The sequence below is a fragment of the Staphylococcus sp. HMSC061G12 genome (assembly GCF_001838465.1).
GTDB lineage: Bacteria > Bacillota > Bacilli > Staphylococcales > Staphylococcaceae > Staphylococcus > Staphylococcus simulans.
In genome coordinates, this window is record NZ_KV837168.1 from 31,116 (window position 1) to 47,625 (window position 16,510).

At 37.0% G+C, this 16,510-nt stretch carries 18 protein-coding genes; 12 read left to right on the forward strand and 6 right to left on the reverse strand.

What is annotated here, in order from left to right:
- The 4 genes from HMPREF2937_RS14160 to rbsK form a co-directional block, all read left to right on the forward strand.
- On the forward strand, nucleotides 1-636 hold a 636-nt coding region (locus HMPREF2937_RS14160), incomplete at its 5' end, for a LacI family DNA-binding transcriptional regulator (protein WP_257245425.1).
- Nucleotides 637-807: 171 nt separating this feature from the next.
- Nucleotides 808-1,689, forward strand: a complete 882-nt coding sequence (gene rbsU / locus HMPREF2937_RS12810; RefSeq protein ID WP_070864749.1) for a ribose/proton symporter RbsU — start codon at nucleotides 808-810, stop codon at nucleotides 1,687-1,689.
- 17 nt (nucleotides 1,690-1,706) lie between these two features.
- Nucleotides 1,707-2,111 (forward strand): D-ribose pyranase, encoded by a 405-nt coding sequence (rbsD, locus tag HMPREF2937_RS12815; protein WP_070864750.1) that lies wholly within the window; start codon nucleotides 1,707-1,709, stop codon nucleotides 2,109-2,111.
- A 17-nt stretch (nucleotides 2,112-2,128) separates the two neighbouring features.
- Nucleotides 2,129-3,040 (forward strand): ribokinase, encoded by a 912-nt coding sequence (rbsK, locus tag HMPREF2937_RS12820; RefSeq protein ID WP_070864751.1) that lies wholly within the window; start codon nucleotides 2,129-2,131, stop codon nucleotides 3,038-3,040.
- A gap of 44 nt (nucleotides 3,041-3,084) precedes the next feature.
- On the opposite strand, the gene HMPREF2937_RS12825 is transcribed toward rbsK, so the two are convergent.
- Nucleotides 3,085-3,594, reverse strand: a complete 510-nt coding sequence (locus HMPREF2937_RS12825) for an SA1002 family membrane protein (RefSeq protein WP_023014832.1) — start codon at nucleotides 3,592-3,594, stop codon at nucleotides 3,085-3,087.
- Between the two features lie 112 nt (nucleotides 3,595-3,706).
- Between HMPREF2937_RS12825 and HMPREF2937_RS12830 the strand changes: the two genes are divergently transcribed.
- The 4 genes from HMPREF2937_RS12830 (at nucleotide 3,707) to HMPREF2937_RS12845 (ending at nucleotide 7,359) form a co-directional block, all read left to right on the forward strand.
- Complete coding sequence (locus HMPREF2937_RS12830; RefSeq protein ID WP_002480229.1) at nucleotides 3,707-4,540, forward strand: CPBP family intramembrane glutamic endopeptidase; 834 nt, start codon at nucleotides 3,707-3,709, stop codon at nucleotides 4,538-4,540.
- 179 nt (nucleotides 4,541-4,719) lie between these two features.
- Nucleotides 4,720-5,442, forward strand: coding sequence for a gamma-glutamyl-gamma-aminobutyrate hydrolase family protein (locus tag HMPREF2937_RS12835; protein WP_023014831.1), 723 nt, complete (start codon nucleotides 4,720-4,722; stop codon nucleotides 5,440-5,442).
- A gap of 4 nt (nucleotides 5,443-5,446) precedes the next feature.
- Nucleotides 5,447-6,805, forward strand: a complete 1,359-nt coding sequence (locus HMPREF2937_RS12840; protein WP_070864777.1) for an APC family permease — start codon at nucleotides 5,447-5,449, stop codon at nucleotides 6,803-6,805.
- Nucleotides 6,806-6,837: 32 nt separating this feature from the next.
- The gene (locus HMPREF2937_RS12845) at nucleotides 6,838-7,359 is read left to right on the forward strand and encodes a ClbS/DfsB family four-helix bundle protein (RefSeq protein ID WP_070864752.1); all 522 of its coding nucleotides are present in this window, start codon (nucleotides 6,838-6,840) and stop codon (nucleotides 7,357-7,359) included.
- Nucleotides 7,360-7,485: 126 nt separating this feature from the next.
- Here HMPREF2937_RS12845 and nagB read toward each other — a convergent pair whose 3' ends face one another.
- Together nagB and HMPREF2937_RS12855 are read right to left on the reverse strand one after the other, a co-directional pair.
- Nucleotides 7,486-8,217, reverse strand: coding sequence for a glucosamine-6-phosphate deaminase (gene nagB, locus HMPREF2937_RS12850; protein WP_023014828.1), 732 nt, complete (start codon nucleotides 8,215-8,217; stop codon nucleotides 7,486-7,488).
- 23 nt (nucleotides 8,218-8,240) lie between these two features.
- Complete coding sequence (locus HMPREF2937_RS12855) at nucleotides 8,241-8,909, reverse strand: N-acetylmannosamine-6-phosphate 2-epimerase (RefSeq protein ID WP_070864753.1); 669 nt, start codon at nucleotides 8,907-8,909, stop codon at nucleotides 8,241-8,243.
- 172 nt (nucleotides 8,910-9,081) lie between these two features.
- Between HMPREF2937_RS12855 and HMPREF2937_RS12860 the strand changes: the two genes are divergently transcribed.
- Nucleotides 9,082-9,891, forward strand: a complete 810-nt coding sequence (locus HMPREF2937_RS12860) for a MurR/RpiR family transcriptional regulator (protein ID WP_070864754.1) — start codon at nucleotides 9,082-9,084, stop codon at nucleotides 9,889-9,891.
- A 96-nt stretch (nucleotides 9,892-9,987) separates the two neighbouring features.
- Here HMPREF2937_RS12860 and HMPREF2937_RS12865 read toward each other — a convergent pair whose 3' ends face one another.
- Nucleotides 9,988-10,854: an ROK family protein gene (locus tag HMPREF2937_RS12865; RefSeq protein WP_023014826.1), complete on the reverse strand. Its 867-nt coding sequence runs from the start codon at nucleotides 10,852-10,854 to the stop codon at nucleotides 9,988-9,990.
- A gap of 246 nt (nucleotides 10,855-11,100) precedes the next feature.
- Between HMPREF2937_RS12865 and HMPREF2937_RS12870 the strand changes: the two genes are divergently transcribed.
- Nucleotides 11,101-11,982 (forward strand): N-acetylneuraminate lyase, encoded by an 882-nt coding sequence (locus tag HMPREF2937_RS12870; RefSeq protein WP_002480218.1) that lies wholly within the window; start codon nucleotides 11,101-11,103, stop codon nucleotides 11,980-11,982.
- 31 nt (nucleotides 11,983-12,013) lie between these two features.
- Nucleotides 12,014-13,540 carry a sodium:solute symporter family protein gene (locus HMPREF2937_RS12875; RefSeq protein WP_002480217.1) on the forward strand — a complete coding sequence of 509 codons (1,527 nt, stop codon included), beginning with the start codon at nucleotides 12,014-12,016 and terminating at the stop codon, nucleotides 13,538-13,540.
- A gap of 94 nt (nucleotides 13,541-13,634) precedes the next feature.
- On the opposite strand, the gene merA is transcribed toward HMPREF2937_RS12875, so the two are convergent.
- Nucleotides 13,635-14,960 (reverse strand): hypothiocyanous acid reductase MerA, encoded by a 1,326-nt coding sequence (gene merA, locus HMPREF2937_RS12880; RefSeq protein ID WP_070864755.1) that lies wholly within the window; start codon nucleotides 14,958-14,960, stop codon nucleotides 13,635-13,637.
- Nucleotides 14,961-14,979: 19 nt separating this feature from the next.
- On the reverse strand, nucleotides 14,980-15,399 hold the full coding sequence (hypR, locus tag HMPREF2937_RS12885) for a redox-sensitive transcriptional regulator HypR (RefSeq protein ID WP_002480215.1): 420 nt from the start codon (nucleotides 15,397-15,399) through the stop codon (nucleotides 14,980-14,982).
- A gap of 215 nt (nucleotides 15,400-15,614) precedes the next feature.
- Here hypR and HMPREF2937_RS12890 point away from each other — a divergent pair, with 215 nt between their 5' ends.
- Complete coding sequence (locus tag HMPREF2937_RS12890; protein ID WP_061055037.1) at nucleotides 15,615-16,475, forward strand: WYL domain-containing transcriptional regulator; 861 nt, start codon at nucleotides 15,615-15,617, stop codon at nucleotides 16,473-16,475.
- Nucleotides 16,476-16,510: the final 35 nt, after the last annotated feature.

Below are 16,510 nucleotides of genomic sequence, written 5' to 3' on the forward strand. Positions count from 1 at the left end.
ATTGCGCGATTAATCGATCAACCTGAAAGTATGAACAATTATTTAGAGAGACACAATGTTCCTTATGTCGTGTTAGACCAAAGTGAAGATAATGGGTATACCGATATCATCCGAACAGATGAACAAACAGGCGGTGCTTTAGCGGCAGCACATCTTATTGATTTAAATCATCAACATATTGCCATTGTACAACCGTATGAAATGATGTCGAATATGCAGGCACGTGTGAAAGGTTTTGAAGATTACTGCGAATCCCATGATGTTCAAAAACCGTTGAAGATAGAAACAGAACTATCACCTTCAGGCGGTAAACAAATCGTTGATCAAATCATTGATAGTCAAGTGACTGCGGTTTTTGCGATTAACGATGAAATGGCAATCGGAATCATACGAGGTCTAAAAGAACGTGGTAAAGCTGTACCTGAAGAGATTTCAGTCGTAGGTTATGACAACATCAGTTTCTCACAATATATGACACCGGCATTAACGACAGTAGCCCAACCCATTGCGTTAATTGGTGAAACAGCATTGAGATTAATCGTGAAGAAAATTACGGAGACTGACCAAGGGGTAGAACGTATTGAATTGCCGAATGAACTCGTGGTCAGAGAAACAACACAACAATTAAATCAATAATCATTCATCAAAGACGGGGCGCTTATTCCTTGATAAGTGTACTCGTTTTTTATTGTGTCGAAAATCTTAAATCTATATGAAAACGTATACAAAATAAATGAAAAGTGCTAGTATGTGAGTAAAGTAAAACGTTTTACTAAATCCACTTAGAAAAAAATAGAGGTGTTATTCATGAATCTAGTCGCTTTACTTATTGGTTTAGGTCCATTGCTTGGTTGGGGTTTATTCCCGACGATTGCGTCAAAGTTCGGAGGTAAACCAGTCCATCAAATTATCGGAACGACGGTAGGGACATTAATCTTTGCGTTAGTCTTTGCGGGATTGACAGCCCAACACTTCCCGACAGGTATGAACTTAATGTTTGCGTTGCTTTCTGGGGCAGGTTGGTGTTTCGGTCAAATTTTAACCTTCAAAGCCTTTGAACTTATCGGTTCTTCAAGAGCAATGCCAGTCACAACAGCTTTCCAATTGCTTGGTGCTTCATTATGGGGTGTCTTTGCGTTAGGTAACTGGCCAGGACTAAGCAATAAAATTATCGGTTTTGTGGCGTTAATTGTGATTTTAATCGGTGCACGTATGACAGTATGGAGTGAACATCCTGAGGAACAAAACAGCGGTAACTTAAAGAAAGCAGTGGTTATCTTGCTGATTGGTGAAATTGGATATTGGCTATATTCAGCTGCACCACAAGCGACAGATATCGGAGGAAAAGCAGCCTTCTTACCTCAAGCTATGGGTATGGTTCTCGTCGCAGTGATCTATAGTTTAACAATGATGAAGAAAGACAATCCATTTAAGAATAAGATTACGTGGCTTCAAATCATTTCAGGTTTCTTCTTCGCATTTGCGGCGTTAACTTACTTAATTTCAGCACAACCAGATATGAACGGTCTTGCGACAGGCTTTATTTTATCTCAAACATCAGTGGTTCTTGCGACATTAACAGGTATTTATTTCTTAAATCAACGTAAGACGAAGAAAGAAATGTTGATTACGATGGTTGGTTTAGTGTTAATTTTAGCTGCCGCAACAGTCACAGTCTTTATTAAATAATTTTGGAGGGAATAGAAATGAAGAAAACCCCTGTATTAAATAGTCATGTTTCACAAGCCATTGCGACAATCGGCCACTTTGATTTATTAACCATTAATGATGCGGGTATGCCGATTCCAAATGATGCACGTAGAATTGATTTAGCGGTCACAAAAGAGTTGCCGCGCTTTATCGACGTGCTAGAAACAGTCTTAACAGAAATGAAAATTCAAAAAATCTATTTAGCTGAAGAAATTAAAACACATAACCCAGTGCAGCTAAAACAAATTAAAGCACTATTAGAGGATGATGTAGAGATTGAATTTATTCCACATACAGAAATGAAAGCCTACTTAAATCATCCATTAAATAAAGGCAATATACGTACAGGTGAAATCACACCATTTTCAAATATTATTTTAGAATCTAATGTGACATTTTAAGCGAGGAGAGATACAGTATGACGAATAAAGTAGTAATTTTAGGTTCAACGAATGTGGATCAGTTCTTAACTGTTGAGCGTTATGCGAAACCTGGTGAAACCTTGCATGTCAAAGAAGGACAAAAGAAATACGGCGGGGGGAAAGGTGCGAACCAAGCGATTGCGACAGCACGTATGAACGCAGATACCACGTTTATTTCAAAAGTCGGTAAAGATGGTTTAGCTGACTTTATGTTTGAAGGTTTCAAAGAAGCAGGAATGAATACCGAGTATATTACAGAATCAGAAACAGCAGATACGGGCCAAGCATTTATTACAGTAGATAAAGATGGCAGTAATACCATTTACGTCTATGGCGGTGCGAATATGGATATTACACCTGAAGATGTGGCACAAGCAGAAGCAGTGATTAAAGAAGCGGATTATGTAGTGGCACAATTAGAAGTCCCTATACCGGTGATTATCCGTACGTTTGAAATTGCGCGTAAGCATGGTATTACAACGATTTTAAATCCAGCACCAGCAAGTGAATTGCCTGAAGAATTATTAGGACTGATAGATGTGATTATTCCGAATGAGTTTGAAGCGGAAATCTTATCTGGTATTCCAGTGACGGATGAAAAATCAATGGCTCAAAACGCAGACTATTTCTTAAGCTTAGGAATTAAAGTGGTATTAATTACTATCGGTGCACAAGGTACGTATTACGCAGTCAAAGGCAACTCTGGCTTAGTCAAAGCATATAAAGTTGATGTTGTGGATACAACAGCAGCCGGAGATACTTTTATCGGCGCATTTGTCAGTGCGTTTGACGTGAAACAAATGAATTTAGAAACTGCGATTGATTTTGCGAATAAAGCAGCATCCTATACAGTTCAAAAAGCAGGGGCACAAATCTCTATCCCATTCGCAAAAGACATTGAATATTAAACTAACTTCAAAAGCCTATCCTCGCATATATGGATAGGCTTTTTTCATTGTCTGAGATTAATCTTATGCATGATGAGGGAGATCCAACTGATTAAAAGCACAGGCAGTAACGTTAAATTCAAAGCTTCGATATTCAAGATATGAAACAGCGTATGGATATCGACTTCTAATTTAATTCTAGATAATGATTGTGTCATCACTTGATAGAGTGTGAGATAGACTAATAACCATTGGATGAAATATTCAACGACAGTTAAGGTCCATACATCATTGAACCAACGTTTGATGAAATAACGAAGTAAGAAAAATTCAATAATTCCACTTGTTAAAATCATTAAAAGTCCCGTTATAAATAAATCATTACCCAAGTCAATGACAGCACTTATTAGTAAAATAATAGATACGCCTAGCAGTAAAGCAATAAAAGCGGTCAAGATTAAGAGTGTACTTAAGAGTGCTGTTTGTAGAAATGCGTTTTTCTTTTTACCGAGATTAGCCAAATAATCAATAGCTAAAAACATGATAAGTACTAAGATGATGTTAAATAGCGTCATAGATGTCACGTCCTTTGATTAATGAAGTTAAAAAATAATATTTGCGGTAGATATCCGATTGTGAGAAAATTAAATAGATAAACTATACTAATTATATAATGGAGAACAACTTATGGAAAATCAATTTACACAACATTATAAGGGAAGTTGGCTTAAGTTTTCACTCTTATCCATCTTGATGATGCTAGGTGGCGGGTTGTTTGCGGGGCCTTTTTATTTAATGGTCAGAAATCATCCCCTTCAAGAAGTCATTCTACTTCCTGTCCCATTTATATTTTCAATATTAATTCTCTTTTGGTATGTACATAACAGAGAGCACCTTCCGTTAAGTTCAGTCGGTATTTACCGTACATATGCTTTTAGAAAGCTAGGTATCGGAGGCTTATTCGGCTTTATCGTCTTCTCTGTAGTGATTTTAATTTTAGTGTTATTCGGCAATATCTCAATTGTCGGTAATACGCTGAATCAAACGGTGTTATTAGGTATCGGTTTAGCTTTTATTGGATTTTGTATTCAAGCAAGCGCAGAAGAACTTCTGATGCGTGGATATCTCCAAACACGTTTAACACAGCGATATGGTGATCGTTTTGCGATTGTGTGTTCAGCAGTGGTCTTTACCTTACTCCATGGGATGAACCCTAATATTTCAATTGTCGGGGTGACGAATATTTTCTTAGTCGGCATTGTCTTGTCTTTAATCTACAGAATCGACGGTACGATTTGGACAGTTGCTGGGTTCCATATTATATGGAACTTCGTACAAGGTTGTATTTATGGGATTAATGTCAGTGGAAATGAACTGAATTTCAGTTTGTTTAAAACGAAATATCATACGGATAACATACTGACTGGCGGTACGATGGGTATCGAAGGCAGTATTATTTTGACAGTGTTGTTTATCGTGCTGATTATTAATTTGGCGAAGCGGCTCAAAGTAAACTTTTAACTTAATACAAATGAAATTAGTCTTTTTCATCCTCTTTCATGTGAGTATCTCATTAATGAAAGAGGATTTTTTTATAAAATATGTCCAAATGTTTCTAAAAAATGAATATATGAATTCACATTGACAATTCCGACGGTCTCACTATAATTAAAATTATTCAACAACAGGAGGCAGACATCATGAAAACGATAGGTATTTCCGCAAATATATTAACGGATCAAGCAGGAATGTTTCCAGGCTATAAGCGTTGTTATGTCAATCAGGATTATATCCGCTCGATTGTGAAACAAGGCGCTGTGCCGATGGTTATTCCTATAACAGATAACGATGACATTATAGAAGCACAAATCAGACAAGTAGATGCTTTACTCTTAAGCGGGGGACAAGATGTCAGTCCACAACTATACAATGAAGACCCGCAAGACAAATTAGGTGAAACATTACTTGCGAGAGATGTGTTTGATTTTAAATTGATAGAGAAAGCGAAAGAACGCTTTATACCGATTCTAGGGATTTGTCGTGGTGCACAAGTCTTAAATGTTTTCCACGGTGGTTCTTTATTCCAAGATACGTCGTATCGTCAAATACAATCACTTAGACATTGGCAACCAACGAATCCGACTGAGAAGACACATGAAATCAGAGTCTTTCCGAACACACGTCTAAGTGCGTTATTTCCTGAAGGTCGATTCTATGTGAACTCTTTCCATCACCAAGTCGTTAATCAACTCGCAGAAGGCTTCAGAGTCATGGCACAATCTAATGATGGGGTGATTGAAGCCTTTGAATCAGAATCATATCCATATATGGTCGGTATTCAGTGGCACCCTGAAATGTTGTGGCATGAAAACAGTATGGATGCATTATTTAAAGATTTTGTGGATCAAATTGAAAGAAGATGACAGCATGAAAAAACTAGGATTTTGGTCTATTGTCCTTTTAGCGATTAACTCTATTATCGGTTCAGGTATTTTCTTATCACCTGGAGCGGTTATTCAAAAAGCAGGTAAGTATACTTTAGTAGTTTATGCCGCCGCTGCAATCTTTGCGGCAGTATTAGCGATTACTTTCGCAGCCGCAGCGAAATATGTGAATAAAAGCGGGGCATCTTATGCTTATGCCACAGCAGCATTTGGTGAAAATGTAGGTTTCTATGTAGGAATTACACGCTTTGTTGCGGCAAGTATTGCTTGGGGGGTCATTGCGACTGCAGTAGTGAAAACCACACTCGCAATTTTCGGTGGTAACGCCCAAGATTTTGTATCAGTGACTATCGGGTTATTGATTTTAATGGTGGTGTTATTACTGGTGAATGTGACAGGTAATAAAGTATTTGCCTTTTTCAATAACTTAGCTACAATTGGTAAACTCGCTGCCTTAATCACAACGATTATTGTTGGTTTTATCGTCGTAATGATGACTGGTCATTCTCACTTTAATGACATCAATCAATTAGTCGATGTTTCTAAATTAAATACATCAACTTTTGTGATGGCAGTCATTGCGGCATTTTATGCCTTTGTGGGCTTTGAGAGTGTCGCAAGTGGTGCGGAGGATATGAAAGCACCAGAAAAGAATTTGCCACGTGCGATTCCATTGGCCATTTTAATTATCGCAGTGATTTATATTAGTATTATTGCGGTCATTATGATGATTAATCCGACCGCAGTATTAACCAGCAAACATGTCGTATCTTTAGTTACTGTGTTTGAATCACCTATTATTTCGAATATTATTTTGTATGGTGCTTTAATCTCTATGGTAGGTATTAGTATCGCAGGATCATTCTCAACACCGAGAATTTTAGAAGCGATTGCGAATGAAAACCAAGTACCCGCATGGTTTAAACAAAGAACGAAATATGATTTTCCGTTCAATGCGTTCATTACGACGTTCTTAGTCGCATTAATTATTCCGATGGCCTTTCAATATAATATGGTGAGTATCATTGTATTAAGTTCAATTTCACGCTTTATTCAATTCATTGTAGTCCCTATCGGTGTGATGATGTTTTATTATAATCGTTCACGAGGGGAAGTATTGCCGAATGTCTATAAAAATAAATTTACAGACGTGATTTTACCAATTATCGCATTAATTTTAACCGTAGTGTTACTTGTTAAGTTTGATTGGAAAGGTCAATTCTCTATTGTGACACCACATCATATTGAGCCGAATTACTTCGCGATTACTGCGATGGTAATTGGTTATGTTGTCTTACCATTACTATTATTTATAGCGAATCAAAAACGCAGACATGTATAAAATAAAACTGATTGTGCCAGAGGAGGTCAGAAATGAGGACATATGCGAGTAAAGATGAGCTTAAGTCAGAAATACTAAAAACGTATAATAAATATATTGATGAATTCAAAGAAATTCCCGAGGATTTAAAAAATTTAAGAATTGAAGAGGTTGATAGGACACCGGCCGAGAATTTAGCATATCAAGTTGGATGGACCACACTCTTATTAAAGTGGGAATCAGAGGAACTGAGTGGAAAAGAAGTTAAAACACCTACTGAAACATTTAAGTGGAATCAACTAGGCGCACTTTATCAACACTTTACTGATACTTATGCTGATCTAACAATTAAAGAATTTACAGTGATGCTTAGTGATAATGTGAATGCGATATGTAACATGATTGACTCAATGGGTGACGAAGTATTATTTAAACCTCACATGCGCAAATGGGCTGACGGAGCAACTAAGAAAGCCGTCTGGGAAGTCTACAAGTTTATTCATATTAATACTGTAGCGCCATTCGGAACATTCAGAACTAAAATTCGTAAGTGGAAGAAAATCGTTTTAAAGTGACATGGTGGAAGACAAAGTATGCGTGTGAAGCTTATTTCTATTAACAAATATATCTTCATATAAAACGTTAAAATGCCTTTGAGGACATTCATTTTGTCTTCAAAGGCATTTTAATATAGTAAGTCATTATTTAATCGCTTGATAAATGACGTCATCTACAATGATTTCCACATTATCGTGGTTGTGAAGGATAGACGCAGGTAAATCTTCTGTAGTTTCACCGTTAACAAGTCGTTGTATCGCATCGATTTTCTTATCTCCGAATGCGAGTAAGATAATACGTTTTGCGCGCATGATAGAAGAAAGGCCCATAGACAGTGCTTGTTTCGGTACATCTTCTGAGTGTTTGAAATGAACACTGTTCGCATGCATCGTAGAAGGTGTAAGGTCTACGACTCTTGTTTGGCTATCGAAAGGCGTACCGGGTTCGTTGAAACCGATATGACCATTTTCACCGATACCTAAAATTTGGATGTCAGGTTGACCGACAGCTTTAAGCGCATCTTCGTAATGTTTTGCTTCTTGATCTAAGTCTTCAGCTACACCGCTAGGAATATAAATATTGTCTTCATTCCATTGTTCATTTTGGTTAAAGAAACGTTGATGCATGTACGCATAATAGCTATGCAGATCTTTTGGACCTGCACCAACGTATTCATCTAAGTTGAACGTTCTGACACCACTGACATCGACGTGATTCGCATTTAATAAATCTGAGAGTTGAGTATATAAATCTGTCATCGTCGAGCCTGTAGCTAGTCCTAAGACTGCGTCAGGGCGTGCTTTAATTTGTTTCAAGAATTCGATTGCGACATATTGACTGGCAAGTTGTTTATTTCTTAAGTTGTAGAGTTGCATTTCTAATCCTCCAAGTAGTATGACTATTCTTTTACGGCGTTAATAAAACGTTCTGTAATTTGTTTCGGACGTGTAATCGCACCGCCGACAACCGTACAGTGTACACCTAAATCACTGACTGCTTTATACATTTCTGGTGTAATCACATTTCCTTCAGCGATGACTTTCGCATTTACTTGATCTAAGACTTCTCTTAAGAATGCGAAGTTGTTTTCATATAGGATATGACCTTGAGTATAGTCTGTATATCCGCGTAATGTTGTACCTACGTAATCAAAGCCAAGCTCATCTGCATGTCTTGCTTCTTCAATTGTGGAGATATCAGCCATGATTTCAACGTTTGGTGCTTTTTCACGAATATATGCAACAAGTTCTTCTAACGTTTCTTTCGGACGTTCTTGTTTTGTCGCATCTAGCGCGATGACCTCACATTTACTTTCAATCAGTTCATCGACTTCTTTTGAAGTCGCAGTAATATATACTTTTGAACCTGGATAATCTCTTTTAACGATACCGATAACAGGTAACGGTACTTCTTCTTTAATTGCGATGATATCTTCTTTACTGTTTGCGCGAACACCGACTGCACCGGCTTGGTACGCAGCTAGTGCCATTTTCGACATAATAAATGATGAATGTAACGGTTCATCAGGCAAAGCCTGACAAGAAACGATTAAACCTTGTGGTAACATAAGCACACACTCCAAAATATTGTTAATTTGTAAATATAGTAGTTCAAAGGTTGTCGGTTAAGTTACTCATATCATAACACGATGAAATTTATATTCAATTCTTTACTATCATTTGAAAAAGATTTTCATATATAATAGAGTAAATGTAATACCTTAAGGGGAGTGAAGAGATATGAAGTTTGAAAATCGTGTTCAACGTAGCCGCCATTTACTGACTAAAATGGATAAGAAGATTATTGAGTTTATCCGTACCAATGAATTAGATGATCGTTTCTCAACGATTAATTCTTTAGCACATGCGATAGGCACCTCTCCGGCTACTATTACTAGATTTAGTAATAAGCTGGAATATCATAATTTCCAAGATATGAAATTCAATTTACAACATGAAAAATCAGAGAAAATTGTGGAGAATGCACCTTTAGTTCAATTGATACACCGTTATCATCAAAATATTATTCAACAAACGGGAGAGTTTATCTCAGAAGAGAAGATTAAACGGTTTGCGCATTACTTAAAGACCAGCAGACAAGTCAGTTATGCAGGACTCGGCAGTTCTGGTTTAACTGCGAGTGAGTTTTATTACCGTACGATGCGTATGGGTATTCGAGGTAATGTCTCAACGGATGCGCATCAAATGAAAATTTCAGCTTCATTGTTATCTTCACAAGATATGTTTGTCGGTATTTCTAATAGCGGTGAAACTCAAGAATTGGCAGATGCGGCTAAGATTGCACATGAACAAGGTGCCTTTGTGGCTGTGGTCACAAATTATAAAGGCAGTCTAATTACGAAACATGCGGACTTAGTTTTGATTACTTCTGCGAAGTCGAACGTCAATGATGCACGCTTTATTAATACACAAACTGCGACTACATTCTTGATGGACATTATCTGTTACTTATTATTGAACAATGATTATATGAATCAACTTTATCAACGTACACGTCGCACAGTATTAGAGAAAGGTGAAGACAAGTAAGGCTAACGGTTGTCTGCTGTAAGACATACGGAATACTAAATAAACCGCGTACTATCAAGGGTTTTAAGACCTTCTGAGATAGTGCGCGGTTTTTCTTTAACCTTCGGTAATTGCGCCGAATAATGCAGCGTGATTTTCAGTTTTTGTTGTTTGGATAGGTGCGTGTCCATAGTTTGGTGGCAAGAATTGATTGATTTTAGGTTCAATGTATTGGATAAGATTTTCACCTTGTGAAGAGATACCGCCGCCGATTAAAATCAAGCCTGGATCATAAATGATTTGAATTTGAGCGATGCCTTCAGCGACATAAGTTGCCCATTCTTCTAAGATAGCTTGTGCCTGTTTATCATTTGTTTGTGCGAGTTCAAATAACTTCGGCACATCAGTACCATATTGAAAATCTCGTTCTTGCATCAAAGCTTTGAGGGCTGACGTTGAAGCACGTTGTTCAAACGTTTTTTGATCAGTGTCTCGATATAATAAATAGCCGATTTCATTCGCACGATAACGTGCACCACCATAAACACCTAATTGTTGATTATAAAATGCACCGCCGATGCCTGTGCCTAAAGTTAAACAAAAAATATTATCCTCTTCATAATCATTGAGTGATAATTCTCCAAGTAGGGCTGCATCCACATCATTGTGTACGGTCATTGATGAATATAAGTCTTTTAAAGAACGACGAAAATTCGTACCATCAAAGTTTTTAATAGTTGGACCAGTATAAACAATTTCTCCTAACTCTGAATCGACAACACCTGCGCTGGAAATACCGATATGGGGTTTATCTAGCTTATGTTTGGTGATAAGTTCATGTGCTAATTGATACACTTCATCGATAATTAGTGTTTGTACATTATCGGGTGTTGAGATTTTCTTATAATCTTTAATTTCTTGATTTTCATTGATGAGGGCTGCCTTGATGTTTGTGCCTCCGATATCTATTGCGATCTGGTTCATAAGATGATTCCTCCTCTGCTTCCACTTCATTATATATAGAGCATACTTCAACTAGGAAGTGTAAATCCAATTTTGAAAATTATTTTCATTATTTTATCCATATTTTGTTACAATCTTTCAAAACCAGTTGTGTAGGGTTATGATAGCGTTTACTATTGAAAGTGTAAATATAGTATAAACAAGGGACATTGTTGGATGTTTAGGATAGCCATTGTGCTATTAATACTTAACTTGGAGGATTTAGATATGGAAGAAAAATTAAAAGGCTTATATGCTGCGTTACTTGTTCCATTTGATGAACAAGGACAAGTGAAAGAAGAAGGCCTCAAACAAATAGCGAGAAACGCGATTGAACATGAAAAATTAGACGGTTTATATGTCAATGGCAGCTCTGGTGAAAACTTCTTAATCAACACAGAACAGAAAAAACAAATCTTCAGACTTGCGAAAGAAGCAGTCGGCGATGATGTGAAATTAATCGCACAAGTAGGCTCATTAGATTTAAATGAAGCGATTGAATTAGGTAAATACGCGACTGAACTTGGTTATGATGCCATTTCAGCAGTAACACCTTTCTATTATCCTTTCTCATTCGAAGAGATTAAACAATATTACTTTGATTTAATCGAAGCAACTCAAAATAATATGATTATTTATGCGATTCCTGATTTAACAGGTGTCAACATCAGTATCGAACAATTCGGTGAGTTGTTCAATCACGAGAAAATTGTTGGTGTAAAATACACTGCGCCAAACTTCTTCTTATTAGAACGTATCAGAAAAGCATATCCAGACAAACTGATCTTATCAGGCTTTGATGAAATGTTAGTTCAAGCTGCGATTTCAGGCGTGGATGGTGCCATCGGTTCTACTTATAACGTGAACGGTGTGCGTGCACGTCAAATCTTCGATTTAGCTAAAGAAGGCAAAATTGATGAAGCTTACCAAATTCAACATGATACAAATGACATTATTGAAGGTGTTTTAAGCATGGGCTTATACCCAACACTTAAAGAGATTTTAAAATCACGTGGTATCGACGGCGGTGTGCCGAAACGTCCATTTGCGCCTTTCAATGAATCAAACAGAGAAGCGTTAAATAATCTTATTGATAAATACAACTTGTAATACCGACATAAAACGTTAAGGGGTGTTGTTTATGCAACAAGTGGGTTTTGGCACATGGAACTGGGTAGCGGTCATTACCTATCTAGTAGTCATGTTAATAATTGGAGCGTACTTTACTAAGCGCGCAGGTCAAAGCACAGATAGTTTCTTTACAGCCAGTGGACGCCTTCCTTCGTGGGCCATCGGTTTCTCAATCTATGCAACGACGTTAAGTGCGATTACATTTATGTCTACACCAGAAAAAGCATTTTTAACTGACTGGTCGTATATCGCAGGGAATATCGCGATTGTCGCAATTATCCCGGCTTTAATCGCATTCTACGTACCGTTCTTCAAGAAGCTTCGCGTAACGTCAGCTTACGAATATCTTGAAGCACGTTTCGGACCAAGTGTCCGTGTTCTCGGTTCATTACTCTTCGTAGTGTTCCACTTAGGTCGTATCGCAATCGTTATTTACTTACCGACACTTGCGATTACAGCCGTTACTGACATTAATCCTTATTTAGTCGCAAGTTTAGTAGGGATTTTATGTATTCTTTATACTTTCCTCGGCGGTTTCGAAGGGGTGGTATGGAGTGACTTTATCCAAGGTGTTATCCTTTTAGGCGGTGCCCTCATGATTATCGTAATTGGTGCGATGGAAATCAAAGGCGGTTTCGGCACAATTCTTCATGATGCATTAGCTGAGAAAAAGTTATTGAGTGTAGATAACTGGAAGTTGAATACAACAGCGGCAGCCTTGCCAATCATCTTCCTAGGAAACATCTTCAACAACTTACATCAATATACAGCCAGTCAAGATGTAGTACAACGTTATCAAGCATCAGACTCTATTGATGAAACGAAAAAATCATTATGGATTAACGGTTTATTAGCGTTAATCTCAGCGCCGATCTTCTATGGTATGGGTACAATGATGTATTCATTCTATGAACACGAAGCAGCGTTACCACAAGATTTCAACACGTCTTCAGTGGTACCATTCTTTATCTTGACTCAAATGCCGCCATTTGTAGGTGGATTATTAATCGCAGCTATCTTTGCGGCAGCACAATCTACGATTTCTTCAAGTTTGAACTCGATTTCTGCGTGTATTTCTGAAGATATTAAAGATCGTTTCTTCAGTAAAGGTACAGATAAAGGCAACGTTCGCTTTGCACGTTGGACAATCATCATCGCAGGTTTATTAAGCTATGGTATTGCGATTTACTTAATCGCTGCGGATTCTAACAACTTATGGGATTTATTCTTATTAGTTACTGGATTATTCGGTGTACCTTTAGCAGGTATCTTTGCGGTTGGTATCTTCACAAAACGTGCGAATACATTCGGTGTCTTAGTCGGATTATTCACAGGTGTTATTGTCGCTTACCTATTAAAAGGTATCGGTGGCGCGAACTCACCATTCTATGTATCAATTATTTCATTCTTCATCGCATTCTTATTCGGATACATTGTGAGTCTGTTCGTACCTGCTAAATATACGAAAGATATTACAGGTTTAACAATTTACGACAAAGATAAACCATCTACGTATATTTCCAAAACAAGACAATAAGCTGAAACAATCAAATAAATAAACAAAACAACCTTATATAAACATAAAAAAGTGATGCGTACACAAAGTATGCATCACTTTCTTTCGTTATAACTTAAACTTGAAAGATATTATTAAAGGCTTCAGCCATTGTAGGGTGTGTATAAATATTATTGGCTAATACTTCTGCTGGGATGTTTTGATCAATCGCTAGTTTAACAAGGTTGATAATTTCCTCAGAGTTACGACAATACAGTGTCGCACCAAGTACTAAACCTGATTGTGCATCTATGACTGCTTTCAACATACCGCGTGCATCATTATTTACTTTATGACGTGGGATATTCTTAACCGCAAGATTTGTTTCGTGTACTTCATAACCTGCAGCTTGTGCTTCATCTTTAGTCATACCGACACGAGAGAAAGGTGGGTTAATGAACATAGAATATGGTACCGCGCCGCGATTTTCTGTCGTACGTTTACCTTCACCAAAGATATTGTCTTTAATAATTCTGAAGTCATCGAGTGAGATATATGTGAATTGTAAGCCACCAGTAACGTCACCTGCTGCATAAATGTTTGGTACAGCTGTTTGTAGGTGTTCGTTAACTTCTATTTCACCGCGTTTGCCGACTTCGATATCTGTATGGTCTAAACCAAGGTCTGAAGTATTTGGATGACGACCTGTCGCAAGTAAAACAGCATCTGCTTCAAATTCGCCTTGTGAAGTATGCACAATTGTACTGCGTTCTTGATCTTCAAAGCGTTGTGTTTCTACATTATAGACAATGTTTACACCGTCTTGAATCAAATCTTCTTCAATAAGTTCAACAATTTCACGGTCTTCTTTTGGCAACAATGTATCGTGATGTACAAACATTGTCACTTTAACGCCGAAGCGTGCGAAGAGTGACGCAAATTCTAACGCGATATAACCTGCACCGACAATCACTAAATGTTCAGGTTTAAATGGTAAGTCCATAATTCCTGCAGAATCATAAAGGTGTTTTGAGTCTCCAATACCTTCTATGTTTGGGATAACCGGTGTAGAACCTGTATTGATTAAAATATCTTCAGCAGTTAAGACATCTAATTCTTGTCCTGCTTCATCTAATAATACGATTTCTTTATTAGATTTAAATTGCGCTGTAGCATTAATCACATCAATCCCTGGTGTATCTGCCAACATGTGATAGTTTTTGTTATTTAATGCGTCTACAACTTCACGTTTACGATCAAACGCACTCGCAAAAGAACTGCCTTCTAAACTATCATGTATTAACGTTTTTGACGGAATACATCCGACGTTGATACATGTACCGCCATACATTTTCTGATCTTTCTCTATCATTGCGACGGTTTTACCTTCATTCGCCGCAAACTTAGCTAACGTTTTACCTGCTTTACCAAATCCAATAATCACTAAATCATAATGTGTCATGAAATTTTCCTCCAAATTCTTAAATTGCTGTTAATGTTTCACGTAAAACTTCTTCAATTGTGAAACCACGATAATACTGCATCAGCAGTTCGTGTTCCTTCGCATGATGTTTAGCCATAGTATTCCCGATTTTTCGAGAAATCTCACAATGACTGGCAGAATTTCCTGTAAAAAGACGACCTTGTGTTCGTTCAGCAGTAAATAATTGAAACAAATCTGCTAAATCAGCTTTGGCTGTTTTAACATTAGCTTGATAGCCACCATATTTACCGCGAACTGTATCAATATAGCCTTGTTCCACTAACTTTCCTGTCACACGCCGTAATTGTACGGGATTAATACAAACTAACTCAGACAAAGCTTTACTTGAGAAACGTTCATCTGCATGTTTCGTTAAGAAAGCCAGCACATGTACCGCAATATTAAATTCTAAGTTCACCGTGTTCACCTTCTTAATGTAACTATTATAATTACATTTAACAATATTTTGAGAGAAAAATAAACAGTTTTGCTCATAATGGTTTATCAATGGGGTAAGACAGGTAATTATTCATAATAATAAAGTGAGTTATTTGATAAATAACATAGAAGATTGTGTAATGGACAAAGATTGTCCACTTATAACTGTATATTGAACTGTAGGAGATGGTAAACATGGATAAATCAACAAGAGTCTTGAATATCTTCACACGTTTGTTGAATGGGGAAACAGTTAGAAAATCAGATCTCTCTGATTTTGGGAATGTTAGTACGAAGTCGATTCAAAGGGATATTAGAACGATTAATGATTTTTTCTATGAAAGTGAATATTGGAATAATAGAAATACTGAGGTAGTACATAAAAAGGGCGGTTATGAATTAATCACGCATTCTAACAGTTTAAGTGGTTTAGCACTGTTAGGGCTTATGGTGAAAATTAAAAGCTTAACGCCTATCTTGCATGTAGATGTGTATAACTTATTCAGAAGAGAAATACAGGGCATGCGTATTGAAGATAGAAAAGTTTTAAGTGAGATGTTGGATCATTTCAATAACCGGGATGAAACATTTCCAGGAGAAACTCTAATGTTAATCGAAAAAGCGATTAGTCAAAAATACTTAGTATGGATGAAATTCAAAGGACGTAATATTGAAGTGAAACCATTATCAACGATGTACATGCATTATGACTATTGGTTTACTTATGAATATGAAAAAACAGTTTATACCGAGCGCGTCCGTCTGATTGAAAATTTTATGGTTTCCAATCATAAGTTTGATGAAGTCAAAAGCAAAGAACTCGTCACGGTTGAAATTGATGAATCGAAAATGGCGTTGTTCCGCCAACAATATAAGATTGTTGAGGTACTAGACCGTACACAGGATGGAAAAATCATAGTGAAAGTCGCTTGTACGGAATTAGATGCATACTATATTGCTTATCAAATGGCACCTTTAGCACGTATTTTAGAACCTCAAAAGTACATTGATAGCTTTATTGAGCGTATTAATCAAATCAAAAGTTGCTATGAGTAAACAAAAACAATGGTAAGTAAACGGTAAGCAAGAAA